General features: G+C 71.1%; 15 protein-coding genes. 8 read left to right on the plus strand and 7 right to left on the minus strand.

The genetic code is table 11. From position 1 onward, the window contains the following. Positions 1-2 precede the first annotated feature (2 nt). From AC07FN_RS26410 to AC07FN_RS26425, 4 genes are read left to right on the plus strand one after another with little or no spacing between them, the layout of a single operon-like run. Positions 3-1,394: a class I adenylate-forming enzyme family protein gene (locus AC07FN_RS26410; protein WP_478398054.1), complete on the plus strand. Its 1,392-nt coding sequence runs from the start codon at positions 3-5 to the stop codon at positions 1,392-1,394. Next, complete coding sequence (locus AC07FN_RS26415) at positions 1,391-2,512, plus strand: thiolase family protein (protein WP_478398055.1); 1,122 nt, start codon at positions 1,391-1,393, stop codon at positions 2,510-2,512. Before AC07FN_RS26410 ends, AC07FN_RS26415 begins: the two co-directional genes overlap by 4 nt. Next, positions 2,509-3,183, plus strand: coding sequence for an energy-coupling factor ABC transporter ATP-binding protein (locus AC07FN_RS26420; protein ID WP_478398056.1), 675 nt, complete (start codon positions 2,509-2,511; stop codon positions 3,181-3,183). The genes AC07FN_RS26415 and AC07FN_RS26420 overlap by 4 nt, the downstream gene beginning before the upstream one ends. Next, a complete protein-coding gene (locus AC07FN_RS26425; protein WP_478398057.1) occupies positions 3,180-3,785 on the plus strand; it encodes an energy-coupling factor transporter transmembrane component T family protein in 606 nt (201 codons plus the stop codon). The genes AC07FN_RS26420 and AC07FN_RS26425 overlap by 4 nt, the downstream gene beginning before the upstream one ends. A 75-nt stretch (positions 3,786-3,860) precedes the next feature. Here AC07FN_RS26425 and AC07FN_RS26430 read toward each other — a convergent pair whose 3' ends face one another. After that, a complete protein-coding gene (locus tag AC07FN_RS26430) occupies positions 3,861-4,685 on the minus strand; it encodes an NAD(P)H-binding protein (RefSeq protein ID WP_478398058.1) in 825 nt (274 codons plus the stop codon). A 73-nt stretch (positions 4,686-4,758) separates the two neighbouring features. Here AC07FN_RS26430 and AC07FN_RS26435 point away from each other — a divergent pair, with 73 nt between their 5' ends. Beyond that, on the plus strand, positions 4,759-5,700 hold the full coding sequence (locus AC07FN_RS26435; protein ID WP_478398059.1) for an AraC family transcriptional regulator: 942 nt from the start codon (positions 4,759-4,761) through the stop codon (positions 5,698-5,700). A gap of 59 nt (positions 5,701-5,759) precedes the next feature. On the opposite strand, the gene AC07FN_RS26440 is transcribed toward AC07FN_RS26435, so the two are convergent. Together AC07FN_RS26440 and AC07FN_RS26445 are read right to left on the minus strand one after the other, a co-directional pair. Further along, complete coding sequence (locus AC07FN_RS26440; protein ID WP_478398084.1) at positions 5,760-6,401, minus strand: response regulator transcription factor; 642 nt, start codon at positions 6,399-6,401, stop codon at positions 5,760-5,762. Next, positions 6,392-7,564 (minus strand): sensor histidine kinase, encoded by a 1,173-nt coding sequence (locus AC07FN_RS26445; protein WP_478398060.1) that lies wholly within the window; start codon positions 7,562-7,564, stop codon positions 6,392-6,394. The genes AC07FN_RS26440 and AC07FN_RS26445 overlap by 10 nt, the downstream gene beginning before the upstream one ends. A gap of 277 nt (positions 7,565-7,841) precedes the next feature. On the opposite strand from AC07FN_RS26445, the gene AC07FN_RS26450 reads away from it, so the two are divergent. Then, positions 7,842-8,678, plus strand: a complete 837-nt coding sequence (locus tag AC07FN_RS26450) for a CPBP family glutamic-type intramembrane protease (RefSeq protein ID WP_478398061.1) — start codon at positions 7,842-7,844, stop codon at positions 8,676-8,678. Positions 8,679-8,957: 279 nt separating this feature from the next. Here the strand turns inward: AC07FN_RS26450 and AC07FN_RS26455 are convergent, their stop codons facing one another. The 3 genes from AC07FN_RS26455 to ctaD form a co-directional block, all read right to left on the minus strand. After that, positions 8,958-9,740, minus strand: a complete 783-nt coding sequence (locus tag AC07FN_RS26455; RefSeq protein ID WP_478398062.1) for a peptidyl-tRNA hydrolase — start codon at positions 9,738-9,740, stop codon at positions 8,958-8,960. A gap of 50 nt (positions 9,741-9,790) precedes the next feature. Continuing rightward, on the minus strand, positions 9,791-11,017 hold the full coding sequence (serB, locus tag AC07FN_RS26460) for a phosphoserine phosphatase SerB (RefSeq protein WP_478398063.1): 1,227 nt from the start codon (positions 11,015-11,017) through the stop codon (positions 9,791-9,793). A gap of 126 nt (positions 11,018-11,143) precedes the next feature. After that, complete coding sequence (gene ctaD / locus AC07FN_RS26465) at positions 11,144-12,892, minus strand: aa3-type cytochrome oxidase subunit I (RefSeq protein ID WP_478398064.1); 1,749 nt, start codon at positions 12,890-12,892, stop codon at positions 11,144-11,146. Between the two features lie 393 nt (positions 12,893-13,285). Between ctaD and AC07FN_RS26470 the strand changes: the two genes are divergently transcribed. Beyond that, positions 13,286-13,903: a DUF305 domain-containing protein gene (locus AC07FN_RS26470; protein ID WP_478398065.1), complete on the plus strand. Its 618-nt coding sequence runs from the start codon at positions 13,286-13,288 to the stop codon at positions 13,901-13,903. Between the two features lie 523 nt (positions 13,904-14,426). After that, entirely contained in the window at positions 14,427-15,299 is an 873-nt protein-coding gene (locus AC07FN_RS26475; RefSeq protein ID WP_478398066.1) for an SDR family oxidoreductase, read from the plus strand. Between the two features lie 239 nt (positions 15,300-15,538). On the opposite strand, the gene AC07FN_RS26480 is transcribed toward AC07FN_RS26475, so the two are convergent. Beyond that, a complete protein-coding gene (locus tag AC07FN_RS26480) occupies positions 15,539-16,222 on the minus strand; it encodes a VanZ family protein (protein WP_478398067.1) in 684 nt (227 codons plus the stop codon). Positions 16,223-16,651: the final 429 nt, after the last annotated feature.

The following is a 16,651-nucleotide window of genomic DNA, read 5'->3' on the forward strand; positions in this document are numbered from 1 at the left end:
GCGTGCTGCCGATCCTCGGCCGCTCCCCCGCTTCGCGGGTCGCGCACGCCGGAACGACGCTGGACGCTCAGGAGCTGCTCGCGCGGGCCTGCCGCGCTGCGCGGCTCCTGCCGCACGGCTCCAGGGTCGCCTTCGACGGAGGGGACGCGCTGACGCGCTTGACCCACTTCCTCGGTGCAGATCTCGCGGGCTGCGCAACCCTGCTCGCGGAACCCACCTGGACGGAAGCCGACCGCGCAGCGGTCCTCGCCGACGCGCGCCCGGATCTCGTGCTGAACCTGGACGATCCGCCAACCGCAGACGAACGGACCGTTCACGCCGCCAACCGAGACGAACAGGCCGTTCGCCTCGGCGGCCCATCGCCGACCGACGACACCGAGCTCACGCACTTCTACCTGCCCACGACCTCCGGCAGCAGCGGGTCCCCGAAGGTGCTGATCCGGTCTCGGCGGTCGTGGCTGCGCAGCTTCGCCGCGCTCGGCCTGCCCTTGAGCTCGTCGGATCGCGTGCTGATCCCCGGTCCGCTGAGCTCGTCGCTGTTCCTCTTCGGCGCGTTGCACGCGCTCCGCGAGGGCGCCGATGTCGAGCTGCTGGACAAGTGGTCCGCCGCCGGTGCGGCCGCCGCTGCGCGGCGGGCCACCGCGGTCCACCTGGTGCCCGCGATGCTCTCCACCCTCGTGTCCACTTTGGAACGTGATCCGGTGTTGCGGGCCGAATGCGGTTTGCGCGTGGTGGTTTGCGGCGGGGCCCGGGTGGACGAGGCATTGGCGGAACGGCTCGCCAAGGCGCTTCCCGGGTGCGAGCTCGTCGAGTACTACGGGTCGGCCGAGCATTCGCTGATCGCCGTTCGGCGCGGCGGTTCGCTGCGGCCGGTCGTCGACGTGGACGTGCGCGATCCCGTGGACGGCGTCGGCGAGCTGTGGGTGCGCTCCGACCTGGTCTTCGACGGCTACCTCCGCGACGGGTCGATCGTGCCCGCGACGACCGAGGACGGCTGGTCGACCGTCGGCGACCGCGCCGTGCGGCACGCCGATGGGTCGCTGGAGGTTCTCGGCCGCCTCGGATCGGCGATCAACACCGGCGCCCGCATCGTCGGTGCGGAAGAGGTCGAATCGGTGCTGCGCGGCACCGAGGGCGTGCTTGACGTGCTCGTTTGCGCCAGCCCGCACCCGAGGTTCGGCGAGCTCGTCACCGCCGTCGTCGAGATCGACCCGGCAACACCACCGTCGCTGCGCGAGCTCCGCGCGCGGGCCCGCACCGCGCTGGGTCCGGCGAAGCGCCCCCGGCGCTGGCTGGCGGTGCGGGAGCTGCCCCGGACCGCGTCCGGCAAGCCCGCTCGCGCCCTGATCGCGGAGCGGCTGCGGACCGGAACCCTCGATGCGGAGGCACTGTGAACCGGACCCCCGTCGTGATCGCAGCGCGTCGCACTCCCATCGGCGAAGCGGGCGGCGTGCTGCGCCACCTGGCCGTCGACCGGCTCGCCGCGCCGGTGCTGCGCGCCGCCCTGGACGACGCCGATATGACCACAGTGGACGATGTGCTGCTCGGCAACGTGCTGGGCCCCGGCGGGAATCCGGCGCGGGTGGCGGCGTTGCGCGCCGGGTTGGGCGAGGCCACGCCCGGCATGACCATCGACCGGCAGTGCGCGAGCGGGCTCGCCGCGATCACCACGGCTGCCGCGATGATCCGCGGTGGCGCGGGTGATTGGTTCCTCGCCGGCGGTGCCGAGAGCCCGTCGACCGCTCCTTGGCGGGCGTGGCGGCCGCGGTCGGCGACCGAACCACCCCGCTTCTACGACCGCGCACCGTTCGCCCCGGCCGAGATCGGCGACCCGGACATGGGCCCGGCGGCGGACCTGGTGGCCGCCGAGGCCGGGATTTCCCGGCAGCGCCAGGACGCTTTCGCCGCCCGCAGCCACGAACGCGCCGTGGCCGCGCGGCGAGCGGGCCGGTTCGACGCCGAGCTGGTGCCGGTCGGCGGCATCTCCGCGGACGAGCGGCCACGCGAGGGCTTCAGCGCCGAGCGGCTGGCCCGGTTCCGGCCCGCGTTCACCCCGGACGGGACCGCGACGGCGGCGAACTCCTGCGGCATCAACGACGGGGCCGCCGCCGTGCTGATCACCACCGAGGAGCAGCGCCGCCGGCTCGGCGTGCCGGGCCTGCGGCTGCTGGGCTGGCGCACGACGGGGGTCGACCCGAACCGGCTCGGTCTGGGCGCGGTGCCCGCCATGCGGGAACTGCTCGCGCAGCACGAGCCGGAGGTCGTGGAGTTCAACGAGGCGTTCGCCGGGCAGACCCTGGCCTGCCTGGACGCCGCGGGCATCGACGAGCGGCTGGCCGGCCCGGACGGCGGCGCGATCGCGCTCGGCCACCCCTGGGGCGCCTCCGGCGCAGTGCTCGTGGTGCGGTTGTTCGGCCGGATGGTGCGGGCGGACGGGCCGCGCGTTGGCCTGGCGGCGCTGTCCTCCGGCGGGGGTTTGGGTGTGGCCACGATGTGGGAGCGAGTGGGTTGATCGAGTTCGAGGACGTCGGGCACAGCTACGACGAGCGCACCGTGCTGGACGGCGTGGACCTGCGGCTGACCGAGCGGCGGGTCGCCTTCGTCGGGGCGAACGGCTCCGGCAAGTCCACGCTGGCCCGGATGATCAACGGTCTGGTGCACCCCAGTCGCGGCCGGGTGCTGGTCGACGGGGTGGATCCGGCGCGCGACGGCCGCGCGGTGCGGCGGCGGGTGGGGTTCATCTTCACCCACCCGGACAGCCAGATCGTGATGCCCACCGCGGGCGAGGACGTCGCGTTCTCGCTGCGCGAGCAGGGCCTTTCCAAGGCGGAGCGGCAGCGCCGGGCGGCGGAGGTGCTCGCCCAGCACGGGTTGGAGGGCTACGCCGAGCACCCGGCGCACCAGCTCTCCGGCGGGCAGAAGCAGCTGCTGGCGCTGTGCTCGATGCTCGTCCTGGAGCCGGACGTGCTGGTCTGCGACGAGCCGACGACGCTGCTCGACCTGCGCAACAAGCGGCACTTCATCGACGTCCTGAACGGGCTGCCGCAGCAAGTCGTGCTGGTCACCCACGACCTGGACCTGCTGGACGGCTTCGACCGGGTGGTGGTGCTCGACGCGGGCAAGGTGGTCGCCGACGGCGAACCGGCCGCGGCCATCCCGTTCTACCGGGAGCTGATCAAGTGAGCCCGCTCGGCCTGTACGAGCCGGGGAACAGCCCGCTGCACCGGCTCGGCGCGGGGTGGAAGTTCCTGGCGCTGCTGGCCTTCGCGGTGCTGACCTTCGTGCTCGGGTCGCCGCCGGCGCTGGGCGGATGCGTGCTCGCGGTCGCGGTCGCGTACCTGGTCGGCCGGATCCCGCCGCGCCGCTGTTGGCAGGCCGTGCGGCTGCTGATCCCGTTGCTGCTGGTGGTCTTCCTGATGCAGTGGTGGATGCTCGGCCTCGACACCGCCGCCGTGGTGTGCCTGCGGCTGCTCGGCGCGCTCACCGCCGCCAACCTCTTCACCCTGACCACCAGGGTCGACGACCTGGTCACCGCCGTGGAGCGCGGTCTCGGCCCGCTGCGGCGCTTCGGCATCCGGCCGGAGCGGATCGGCCTGCTGGTGGGCCTGACGCTCCAGGCGGTCGCGGCCCTGTCGATGATCGCGACGCAGGTGCGCGAAGCGCAACGAGCCCGGAACGCGGAGCGCTCCTTCCCCGCGTTCGCGGTGCCGTTCCTGGTCCGCACGCTCCGCCACGCCGACGAGCTCGGCGAAGCCCTCGCGGCCCGCGGCGTCGGCGACGACTGACCCGCGGGCGAGGCAGGTCGCGATCCCCATCAGCGAGGGGCACCTGTCCTCGTCCCGCGAGCCACCGATCGCGGCTCAGCCGGTCCAGGCTCCTGCGGCGGCGGCCGCCTTGACGTACTCCGCGAACGGGCGCGGCTCGCGTCCCAGCGCTCGCTGCACGCCGTCGCTGACGCGCTCACCGGCACCATCGCGAATCCGCCCCAAGAGCTCGGCCACCACCTCGGCCGCCTCGACCGGCACTCCCTGAGCCGTGAGCATGGCGTTGAACCGGGACTTCTCCACCGGCGTGTAGCGGATCTGCTGCCCGGAAGCCTCGGCGATCATCTCGATCGCGGTGCGGAAGGACAGGGGCTCAGGCCCCGACAGCTCGTAGATCTCGCCCGCGTGGCCTTCCTGCGTGAGCGCGGCCACCGCGACGTCGGCGATGTCGTCGGCATCGACGAACGCCTCCCGTCCCTCGCCGGTCGGCAACGCCACCTCGCCGGATCGCAACGGCTCCAGGAACAGGTCCTCGCTGAAGTTCTGCGCGAACCAGGCCGGCCGCAGGATCGTCCACTCCAGATCGGTCGCGCGCAAGGCCCTCTCGACGGGTTCCTGGTACGGATCCGCCTCGCCAGGCACCGGCCCACGCGCCGACAGCAGCACCACCCGGCGGGCACCCGCTTCTTCGGCGGCCGACAGGAACTCCCCCACGACGGCACCCGGCACGGTTTCGTTCATCGGGATGAGGTAGATCGCTCCCACTCCGGCCAGCGCCGGAGCCCAGGTGTCGCGGTCGGCGAGGTCGAACCTGGGCTGACCGGAACGGGAGGCAGCGCGGAAGGGTTGGTCGAGCCTGGCGGTGACTCGGCGGCCGGTCTTGCCCCGGGCGCCGAGCACGAGAATGGGGGAAAGCGTCATGGGACAAGCACATCAGGGCCGCACGAGACGATCCATGGCCAGCCATCTCGTTCACATGTGAGATCGTCTTGGCGTGGATCTGCTAGCGGACTACCTCGCCGGTGTGCGGGCGAGCGGCGCGGTCTTCTGCCAATCGGTTGCCGAGCCGCCGTGGGCGGTGCGGTTCAGCGAGCCCGCTCCGCTGGCGCTGGGCGCCATGCTGCGCGGCGAGTCCTGGATCGTCGGCGCCGGGACGACGCCCGTCCGCGTCCAGGAGCGCGACGTCGTCCTGGTCCGCGGCCTGCGGCCGTTCACCGTGGCCGACCGGCCGACCACCGAGCCCCAGGTGGTGATCGAGGGCCCGGACCGCTGCTGGACGACCTCGGACGGCCCCGCCGCGGCCGGGCCGAACCTCGTGCTGGGACCGCGCACGTACGGGTTCAGCGCCGACGGGTCCGACCTCTTCGTCACCGCCGAATATCCGCTGCACGGCGACGTTTCGGAGCGCCTGCTCGAAGCGCTGCCCGAGGTGGCCGTCATCCCGCGGGAGCCGGAGTTCGCGCCGCTGCTCGACCTGCTGGCCGTCGAGATCGACGGCGAGGAGCCTGGCCAGCAGGTCATCCTCGACCGGCTGCTGGACCTGCTGTTGGTCCGGGCGCTGCGGTCGTGGTTCGCGCAACCCGAGGCCGAACCGCCGCCCGGCTACCGCGCCCTCGCCGACCCGCGGATCGGGCGTGCCCTGCACTTGATGCACGAACGGCCCGACCATCCGTGGACCGTCGCCGCGCTGGGCGCGGAAGCGGGGATGTCGAGGGCCGTGTTCGCGCGGCGCTTCGCCGAGCTGGTCGGCCAGCCGCCCCTTCGCTACCTCACCGAGTGGCGGATGGCGCTCGCCGCCGACATGCTCCGCGCGCCCGGCGCCACCGTCGCCTCGGTGGCCCGGAAGGTCGGGTACGCCGACGGCTTCGCCTTCAGCAACGCCTTCAAGCGGGTTCGCGACGTGCCGCCCGGCGACCTGGTCCGCGCCGACAGGTAGGACGGCCCGAGCACGGCCCCGAGCAACTAGACCGTCCTCTTTGGACGTTGGTCTCCCCTTCAGGCTCGGAGGTAAGCGAGCACCGCGAGGACCCTTCGGTTGGTGTCGTCGGCCGGGGGCAGGTTCAGCTTCGCGAGGATGTTTCCGACGTGCTTGCCGACCGCCGCCTCGCTGACGACCAGCTGCCTGGCGATCTCCGCGTTGGAATGGCCCTCCGCCACCAGGGCGAGGACTTCGCGCTCCCGCACCGACAGCGCCGCCAGCGGATCGCGCTGCCGGTTCAGCAGCTGGCGCACCACCTGCGGGTCGACCACCGTGCCTCCCGCGACCACGTGCCGCAGCACGCCCGCGAACTCCTCGACGTCGACCACCCGGTCCTTGAGCAGGTAGCCGACCCGTTCGCCGCCGTGCGAGTCGAGCAGTTCGGCCGCGTAGCTGCGCTCGACGTACTGGCTGAGCGCGACCACCGCGAGCCCCGGGTTCGCGCGGCGCAGCTCCACGGCGGCCCGCAGGCCCTCGTCGGTGAAGCCCGGCGGCATGCGGATGTCGGTGATCACCAGGTCTGGATCGTGCTCGGCGACGGCCGTGGTCAGCGCGTCGGCGTCGCCCACCGCGGCGGCGACCTCGAAGCCGAACCTGTCGAGCAGCCCGGCGAGGCCTTCCCGCAGCAGCACGCCGTCCTCGGCGAGCACTACTCGGATGGGACGGGGCACGGCAGCTCCACGCGCAACAGGGTCGGGCCGCCGACCGGGCTGGACAACAACATCTTGCCGTCGATCACCGCGACGCGGTCCGCGAGCCCGGTCAGCCCCGTGCCGCGCGCGGGATCGGCGCCGCCGCGGCCGTCGTCGGCGACCTCGACCGCCAGCACACCGGAATCGTGCCGCGCCGTCACCGACGCGGCCGTGGCGGCGCTGTGCTTGGCGATGTTGGTCAACGCCTCGGCGACCACGAAGTACGCCGTCGCCTCGACGTGCGCGGGGAACCTGTCCGGCAGCCCGGCGTGCAGCGCCACCGGAATCGGGCAGCGGTCGACGAGCTCGCCGAGCGCGGCGGGCAGCCCCCGGTCGGTGAGCACCCGCGGGTGGATGCCGCGCACCAGCTCGCGCAGCTCGGCCATGAGCTGCTTGGCCTCGTCGTGCGCGGCCGAAACGTTCTGGTGCGCCGCGGAATCCGACGGCACGTCCAGCCGGGCGAGGCCGAGCTTCAGGGTGAGGCCGACCAACCGCTGCTGCGCGCCATCGTGCAGGTCACGCTCGATCCGCCGCCGCTCGACCTCGAAGGCGTCCACCAGCCGCGCCCTCGACCGCGACACCTCGACCAACTCGGTGCGCAGGCTCACGCTGCCGTCCTGCAGCAGAGTCCGGGCGACGGCGGCGTGCGCACCGGCGAGGAGGGCCGAGAAGTACGGCACCGCAGGGAGCAGGACCAATGCGGCCAACGCGTACCAGAGCGCTTCGCCTACGCTGGTGACGGTGCCGAAACCCACTGCGACCGGCCCGTTTTCGCTGAGCATGAGCAACGGACTCACCAAGTACGCCAAGAGCCCGAATACGATCCCGAACACTGTCGCGTAGGCAACCGGAACGACCGTGATCAGTAGGAGTGCGTAGGCGATCGCACGCCAGGTCGCTGCGTTCAGGTAGAGCGCGCGCAGGCGTTGCCACGATCCGGCGGTCTTCGACGACGCCTGGTGACCGCCCGCGATGGGCCGCATGTCGACGAGCCCCAGGCGCCACCGCTCCACCTTGGACAACGGCAGGGCGACCAGGGGTGCGCCCGCAGCGAGCACCGCGCAGCAGACGAACACCGCGACCAGCCACCTGCCGAACGACGCCGATTCCGGATGGACCGCGGCAACCACCACAACTGTCCACAGCAGACACGGAAGAGCCGTGGCGGCAACCACCGGAGGAGTGCAGAGGAGGTAGGCGAGCGAGCGCCACGGCCAACTGCTGAGCAAAAAACGGCGCCGCCGCAACGAATCCAACACGGTCCCAGTAGGCACGAACACGACCTAACCAGACGACCGCGATCGGTTCAGCGGGTTCAGCCGTAGTGATCGAGGTATGCCCAGCCATACCCGAGCCGGGTGGCTGCTCGTAGTGACGCGGACACCGCTGCGTTGGTCTGCTGGACGCATGACGACCTCGCAACTAGGCAGGCCCACCACGCAGCCGGCATCGTCCCGGCTCAAGGGCGTGGTGGCGTTCGTCCTCCTCTCCTACGGCATAGCCTGGGCAAGCATGTTCGGCGCCGCGCTGCTGGGCTTCTCCCTGGTAGATCCCCTGGCGCAGCTGCCGTTCGGCTTCGCCCCGGCCATCGCCGCAATCATCGTGCGGCGCTGGGTAACCCGGGAGGGATTCGGCGACGCGGGGCTCAAGCTGCGGCTGCGCGCCAACTGGTACCTCTACCTCGTGGCCTGGCTGGGGCCGTTCGCCATGGTCGCGGCCGCCCTCGGCATCGCGGCGCTGGCAGGGCTGTGGCAGCCGAGCGCGGCGGTGCTGCCCGAGTGGTCGCTGATCCTGACACTGGTGTTCCTCGTCCCGGTGCTCACCCCGATTTACTGGGGCGAGGAGTTCGGCTGGATCGGCTACCTCCGGCTGCGGATGTTCCCCGGCCGCCCGCTGGCCGCCACGCTTGCCACGGCGGTGATCTGGGCCGTCTGGCACTACCCGCTGGCCTTCCTCGGCTACATCGAGTTCGACAACGTCGCGCTCGGGCTGCTGGTGTGGACCGCGTCCTTCGCGTGTCAGGAGATCGTGCTCAGCTGGCTCTGGGTCCGCAGCGGGAGCATCTGGCCGGTCAGCCTGGCGCACGCCGGCAACAACATGGTCCTTGCGCTGCTGACCGGCATGGTGCTGACCGAGGGGGCGGGTCTCGGCGTGAACACCGTCACCGTGCTGGTGGCCTGCCCCATCGCGGCAGCGGCGCTCTGGGTGCTCGCCAGCGGAAGGCTCCGGCCGGCGCGGCCCTGACCAGGCGAACCGGGACTTTAGCCTCTGTCGTCGCCGCCCCGATGCTGGGCATATTGGTCGTTACCGGGGAAACCCGGCGACCAGGCCCGAGGATGCAGTGGCCTTGACGACCTTCAGGCCGCCAAAGACCTAGCAGTCGAAAGATTGCAAAACATTCTCGGGCCAGGCCTATGCCTGAGCCCGTTTCCGCTGGTCACGGGGGTCGTGAGCACTTTGGGGCGCTATAACGATCCAACACGCTCACGAGCGGCTACCAGCGGAAACAAGGCATTTCGCGGATCAGTTCCACTGGGCGAGGACCGTGACGGTGCCCGGATCCACCTCGGTGAAGCCCGCGTCGCGCACCATGCCCACCCGCGCCTGCCGCCAGGCCGTCTCCGGATCGTCGCGCGGGTGCAGTCGCGCCCAGGTCGCCGCGTCGGCCCGCCGGACCGAGCAGCGGAACCCCTCCGCCGCCCAGCCCTCCAGCTCGGCGTCCAGCCCCGCCCCGTGCAGCAGCGAGGCCAAGATCATCGTCGCGTGCCCCACCTGCGCCGCGGACTTCCCGGCGCTCATCGGCACGTCCGGGTTCAGCCACAGCGTCGGCACCCCCGGCAGCGGCGCGCCCGGGTCGTCCGCCTCCAGCTCGCTGCCGGAGATCTGCAGGCGGCTGAGCTCCTTCGGCATGTCCGCCACCCGCATCGGCAGGAACGCCCGCACCTCGGCATTGCCGACGCGCACCGTGCGTCCGGGCAGCGACTGCACCGCCTCCCAGTGCACGCCGCGCGCCCGCCGCGCCACCTTGCGGATGCGCCCGGAGATCCAGGTGTGCATGGCCTCGTGCCACTCGCCGCCCGGCTTGCAGCGCTCGTCGAGGCACACCTCGATCGCCGCCGCGGCGGCCGCCTCCAGCAGCGCCGTGCGGTCCGGCGGCTCGCGGCGCTCGATCCGCAGCACCATCGGCATCAGGACCACGTTCTCCGGGTCCTCGTCCGAGGTGTCGGCGGTGGCCGCCTCCGGCAGTGCCAGCCACGAGGCGTACCGGGCGATCAGCGGATCCAACACGGAGTGGGAATCAGACACACCTGGATTATCCGATCCCGCGCCACCGGTATTCCGCGCGGCCGCCGACGTCACACGTCCAGCGGCACCCGCCGCAGCACGCCGTCCTCGGTGTCCGCGGCCTCGATCTCGGCGCGGGTGACGCCGAGCACGAACAGCACGGTGTCCAGGAACGGGTACGACAGCGCGGTGTCGGCGACCTCCCGCAGCGCGGGCTTGGCGTTGAACGCCACGCCGAGCCCGGCGGCGGAGAGCATGTCGATGTCGTTGGCGCCGTCGCCGACCGCCACGCACTGCGCCGCGGGCACCCCGAACGACTCGGCGAACCGGCGCAGCGCCTTGGCCTTGCCGGCCCGGTCCACGATCTCGCCGATCACGCGGCCGGTGAGCTTGCCGTCCACGATCTCCAGCTCGTTCGCGGCGCTGAAGTCCAGCCCCAGCTCGTCCACCAGCTGGTCGATGATCTGGGTGAACCCGCCGGACACGACGCCGGTGTGGAAGCCCAGGCGGCGCAGCGTGCGGATGGTGGTGCGGGCGCCGCGGGTGAGTTCGAGCTCCGCGGCGACGTCGTCGAGCACCGACGCGGGCAGGCCCTCCAGCACCGCGACCCGCTGCCGCAGCGACTCGGCGAAGTCCAGCTCGCCGCGCATGGCCCGCTCGGTGACCTCGCGGACCTCCTGCTCGCAGCCGGCCCGCGCGGCCAGCATCTCGATGACCTCGCCCTGGATCAGCGTGGAGTCCACGTCGAACACCACCAGCCGCTTGGCCCGGCGGGCCAGCCCGGTGCGCTCGACGGCCAGGTCCACCCCGGTGCGCGCGGCCAGGTCGGCCACCGCCGAGGTCAGCGCGTCGTCCGAGCCCTCGCCGTTGTCCGGGGCGCTGACCTGCAGCTCCAGCCCGGTCACCGGGTAGTCGGCGACGCGGCGGATGGAGTCGATGTTCACGTCGAGCTCGGCGAGGCCGCGCGCGACGGCGCTGAAGTTCCGGGCGGTCACCGGCTGTCCGAGCACCACCACGACGTGCGTCGAGCCGAGCTTCGCGGCGCCGCCGTCCTCGGTGCCGATCGCCACGTCGACGGTCATGCCGACGGTGGCCATCGCCTGCTCGACGGCCTCCTGCAGCTGCTCCGGGTCGCGCTCGGTGGACACGAGCACGCCGAGCACCAGCCGGCCGCGGATCACCACCTGCTCCACGTCGACGATGTCCACGCCGTGCCGCGTCAGCGCGGCGAACAGCACGGAGGTGACCCCCGGCTTGTCCTTCCCGGTCACGGTGATCAGCACGGTGGTCGCGTTCACGGCTGCGGTACTTCCTCTCTCGGCCCCAGTGCAAACGATGAGCCCCGGCGGGGCACGCCCGCCGGGGCTCATCGTCGAGCTAGCCCTACCCTGGCACAGTTTCGCCGTGCGGGGCTAGCGCGCAGGTCACTTCTCCGCGTCGTCCGACGTACCGACCGCCGGCTTCTCCTCGCGCTCGTGGGCGAGGGTCTTGCCGGTGAGGCTCAGGTGCGCCTCCAGCCGCATCCGCTCCGAGATGTGCGGGTAGTGCAGCTCGAACGCCGGCCGCTCGGAACGGATCCGGGGCAGCTCGGTGAAGTTGTGCCGCGGCGGCGGGCAGGACGTCGCCCACTCCAGGGAGTTGCCGTAGCCCCACGGGTCGTCGACCGTGACGACCTCGCCGTAGCGGTAGCTCTTGAACACGTTGTAGAGGAACGGCAGCATCGAGGCGCCCAGGATGAACGCGCCGATCGTCGAGATCGTGTTCAGCATGGTGAAGCCGTCGGACTCCAGGTAGTCGGCGTACCGACGCGGCATGCCCTCGTTGCCCAGCCAGTGCTGCACCAGGAACGTGCCGTGGAAGCCGATGAAGGTCAGCCAGAAGTGCAGCTTGCCCAGCCGCTCGTCCATCATCCGGCCGGTGATCTTCGGGAACCAGAAGTAGATGCCGGCGAAGGTGGCGAACACGATCGTGCCGTAGAGCACGTAGTGGAAGTGGGCCACCACGAAGTAGGTGTCCGAGACGTGGAAGTCGACCGGCGGCATGGCCAGCAGGACACCGGTGAGACCACCGAAGAGGAAGGTGACCAGGAAGCCGACGCTGAAGATCATCGGCGTCTCGAAGGTCAGCTGCCCCTTCCACATGGTGCCGATCCAGTTGAAGAACTTCACACCGGTCGGGACTGCGATCAGGAACGTGGTGAACGCGAAGAACGGCAGCAGCACCGCGCCGGTGGCGTACATGTGGTGCGCCCACACGACGACCGACAGGGCCGCGATGCCCAGCGTGGCCAGCACCAGGCCGGTGTAGCCGAACAGCGGCTTGCGGCTGAACACCGGGAAGATCTCCGAGACGATGCCGAAGAACGGCAGCGCGACGATGTAGACCTCGGGGTGGCCGAAGAACCAGAACAGGTGCTGCCAGAGGATCACGCCGCCGTTGGCCGGGTCGAACACGTGCGCACCGAGGTGGCGGTCGGCCATCAGGCCCAGCAGCGCGGCGGTCAGGATCGGGAACGCCATCAGGATCAGCAGGCTGGTGACCATGATGTTCCAGGTGAAGATCGGCATCCGGAACATCGTCATGCCGGGCGCGCGCAGGCAGACCACGGTGGTCAGCATGTTGACCGCACCGAGGATGGTGCCCAGACCGGAGACCGCCAGGCCGGCGATCCACATGTCCGCGCCGTGACCCGGCGAGTGCAGGGCGTCCGACAGCGGGGTGTAGGCGAACCAGCCGAAGTCGGCGGCGCCACCCGGCAGCAGGAAGCCGCTGACGACCATCAGGCCGCCGAACAGGTACAGCCAGTAGCCGAGGGCGTTCAACCGAGGGAACGCGACGTCCGGCGAACCGATCTGCAGCGGCAGCACGTAGTTCGCGAAGCCGAACAGGATCGGCGTCGCGTACAGCAGCAGCATGATCGTGCCGTGCATGGTGAACAGCTGGTTGTACTGCTCCTGCGAGAGGAACTGCATCCCCGGGACGGCGAGCTCGCCGCGGATCAGCATCGCCATCAGGCCGCCGACCAGGAAGAACGCCATCGACGTGACCAGGTAGAGGATGCCGATTTGCTTGTGGTCCGTGGTGCGGAACATCCGCGCCAGGAATGACCCCTTGACCGTTTTGCGCACCGGATAGGGGCGCGTGGCGATCGGCTGTGGCGCGACGGCCGTCACGGTGCCTCCTGCACTCCCTTTGAAGCCTCTTCGAACCCGACTAGGGTTCGCCCGACCCGGTTGGGTCGGTTGACAGCATGCGACACCCTGCAGGACCCCTGCAGCACACGTCAGTCGCGATGCCTGCCGACTGCGGATACTAGTCCGGGCGTCCGGCCGCAGTTCGGCCGGGCCGTAGCCACCCTATTCATTGCGACGTGCCCAGTCACGCGTAGTGAGATCAACTCGACAGCACGCGCACGGCGGGTGGTTCCAGGCGACGTCGGCCGCACGCGCCCGCGGGGCGCCGGTTAGCCTACGGGGCAATAGGTCCGGCAGCCCAGCTGCGATCAGCAGCTACCGATCAACGGGCCGCCCTGGGACGACGTCCACCAGATCCTGGAGGGGAAGCACGTGCGGAGGAGCACGATCATCGGCGCCGTGCTGGCCGGCGGTCTCGCACTCGCGGGCTGCACGCCGAGCGAGGAACCCAGCGACCAGCCCCCGGCCCCGGGCACGCCGCCGCCCGCGACCGCGCAGCAGCACGTCGGGCAGGGGCACGCCCCGGCCGGCGAGCACACCGCGACGGACCGCGAGTTCGCGCAGCAGCTGCTCGCCAACCGGCAGCAGGTCGTGAACCTCGCCGAGCTGGCCGGCACCACCGCGCAGAGCGCCGAAGTCAAGGCCCTCGCCGCGGAATTCAAGCAGGCGGCGCAGCCGCAGGTCGACCAGCTGACCGCGTTCCTGAACTCCGCCGTCGGCCAGCAGTCCGGCAGCTCCCCGGAGGACGAGGCCGGCGACTCCGCCGACGCGGGTCTGCAGACCGACCAGCAGCTGCAGCAGATCTCGAAGCTGTCCGGCGCGCAGTTCGACCAGCAGTGGAAGCAGGCGATGCTGTCGCTGCAGCAGGGCGCCGGGAAGCTGGCCCGCACCGAGCAGGAGGAAGGCTCCGCGCAGCAGATGCGCAAGCTGGCCGAGGACCTCGTCGCCGAGGAGCAGCAGACCGTCACGAAGCTCAACGCATTGAGCTGACGCGACTCGAAGACGCGAAGGGCGCCTTCCGCCGGGCAACCGGCGGGAGGCGCCCTTCGCTTTCTCCTCCGTGGAGCCGAAGGGCGTCTCCAGCCGGTCCGCACCGGCCGGAGACGCCCTTCGCGCTTAGCCCGATCAGGTGGATCTCCGCAGCGCCGCCAGTGATCTTCGACGCGTCCCCGTTCTAGAAGGCCACTCGGGATGCGGCGCGGGCGGAGTTCCGTCCCCTCCGCTGCGAGGCCACTTGGCGCAGAACGCCGTTTCCGCGCGAGAACGACGTGAAGATCACATCGAGACGTCATCACGTCATTGCGCGACCGGCCGGCTCGCGCTGGCCCGACTCGGCGGGCTTCGCAGCCCGGACCAGCAGGAATTCCGCGCATCAGGGGCTCAGCGCGGTGTGCGACCGGCTGACGCGGGCCAGTTCCGCGCTTTCCCTTCCGCTCCCCGCGACCAGAACCTACTATGAGTAGCCTACTGACCAGTAGATAGCTCGTTGGCCGCACGAACCTAGGGAGTGCTCATGCCGAACGTGTCCGGGAAAGTCGTCCTGATCACCGGCGCCGCCCGCGGGATCGGCGCGCAGACCGCGCGGGAGCTGGCCCGGCGCGGTGCCCGGCTCGCCCTGGTCGGCCTGGAGCCCGACGAGCTCGCCGCCGTGACCGCGGAACTGGGCGAGGGTCACTTCTGGGCCGAAGCCGATGTGACCGACTCCGACTCGATCGAGGCCGCCGTGGCCGCCGCCATCGAGCGGCTCGGCCGCCTCGACGTGGTCATCGCCAACGCCGGGATCGCGCCGATCGGCACGGTCCGCCACTCCGATCCGCGCGCGTTCGTCAAGGCCGTCGACGTCAACCTCAACGGCGTCTTCCACACCGCCCGCGCCACCCTGCCGCACCTGATCGACCGCCGCGGTTACCTGCTGGTGGTCTCGTCGCTGTCGGCGTTCAGCCCGACCGGCGGCATGGCCGCCTACACCGCGAGCAAGGCGGGTTCGGAGGCGCTGGCCAGCGCGATCCATTCGGAGGTGGCGCACCTCGGCGTGGCGGTGGGCAGCGCGCACCCGTCGTGGATCGACACCGACATGGTGCGCGACGTCGCGAAGGACCTGCGCACCTTCGAAGCGATGCGCAAGCGGCTGCCGTGGCCGATGCGGGCGACCACCAGCGTCGAGGACTGCGGCAAGGCCTTCGCCGACGGTGTCGAGCGCCGCGCCCGCCGCGTCTACGTGCCGCGGGCGATCATGCTGATGCACTGGCTCCGCAACGTGCCGTCCTCGCGACTCGCGGAGCGGCTCATGCTCCCCGTCCTGCGCCGCCTCATCCCGCAACTGGAGCAGGAAGTCACCGGACTCGGCCGCTCCCTGAGCGAGCGTCACCAGAAGCTCCAAGGCTGATGCCGTGCGTGCTTTTGTGTTGCCATAGAGCTTGTTTCCAGACGCACCTTGCGAGGCAGCCGATTCACCACGTCGGGGCTGTCCGCGCGAGAAGACCCCTGAGAACCTGCGGCGGTGCAAACGTCGAAGCGGCTGCGTCGCTTCAAAAACAAAGGCAGCACAAAGCACGCACGGGTCCGAACGGTTGGGACCGGTGGCCGGGTTGTCTGACGCGGAAGGCGGCCCCGGCCACCGGAGTCTCAACGCGAGCGCTGCTCGCCGACCAGCGGGCCCACCCGCCGCCGGAACGGCGCCGCGAGTTCGCGCTGCCGCTCCCGCTCGATCTTGGCGATCAGCAGCCAGACGGTCTGGTCGTCGCGGCCCGTCGCGCTGTGCTGCGGGCGACCGGGCGTCGCCGCGGCGATCCAGCTCGGCGCGCGGACCAGGATTCCGCCGACCGTCGCGCCGATCGTGTTGCACACGACGTCGTCGGTGGACGCCACCCGGCCGGTGACGGCCAGGAACTGGACGAGCTCGATCGAGCAGGCCAGCACCAGCCCGCCGAACGCGATCTTGACGATGCTGTCGAACCACCGGACCCGCTGCGGCACCAGCACGCCGAGCGGCAGCAACAGGACGAGGTTCCCGGCCAGCTGCACCCAGGGCAGCGAGTCGCCGGGGTCGGCGGCCAGCGCCATCGACACGTCCTTCCCCAGGTCCGGCCGGACCGGTTCGGCCGCCGGCCGCTGGGGCGTGAAGACGAGGTACGCCACGCAGAGCACCGAGAGGACCAGCACTCCGTCGATCAGCGGGCCCCACCGCACGGATCTTTCCGTCAGGTAGTTGCGCACCAATGCCGATCCGAACGCCGCCGCCACGGCGACCGGGAGCAGAACGGTGACCACTGGTACGAATCCGTCGAATGCCACGAGAATCTGCTGCACGTTCGCCGCACTTCCTCTGGCCGCCAGCGCCAGGACGACGCGGCCACCGGAAATCCACAGTGGATCGCCGGATGACCTGGAACCGTTGGGAACTCTCATTTCCAGCGGTCTGCGTTGACCGGTACCTGCAAGGGATCAGGGGCTGGCGGCGGCCGGACGTCGCCTCGGGGTCCGCCGACGCCCGGCCGCCGATGAGCCCTGCCGCGAAGTCGCGGCAGGCCGGGGTGTTCCGGTGGCGGGACGATCCGGCCGGTGCGGTGACGCCGCCGCTGTCGGGGTCCGACGGGCGCCTGCCGCATGACCTACCTCCGCCACTCCCCCGCACTGCTCGGGTAAAGATCTGAAATCAACTTGGTTGCGGTCGAACCTAACCGCCACCCCAGAACCCGCCAGGGACATGGCAAAAACCCGCCACCTCCACCGCTGGTG

Source organism: Saccharopolyspora sp. NPDC045941 (assembly GCF_056431445.1).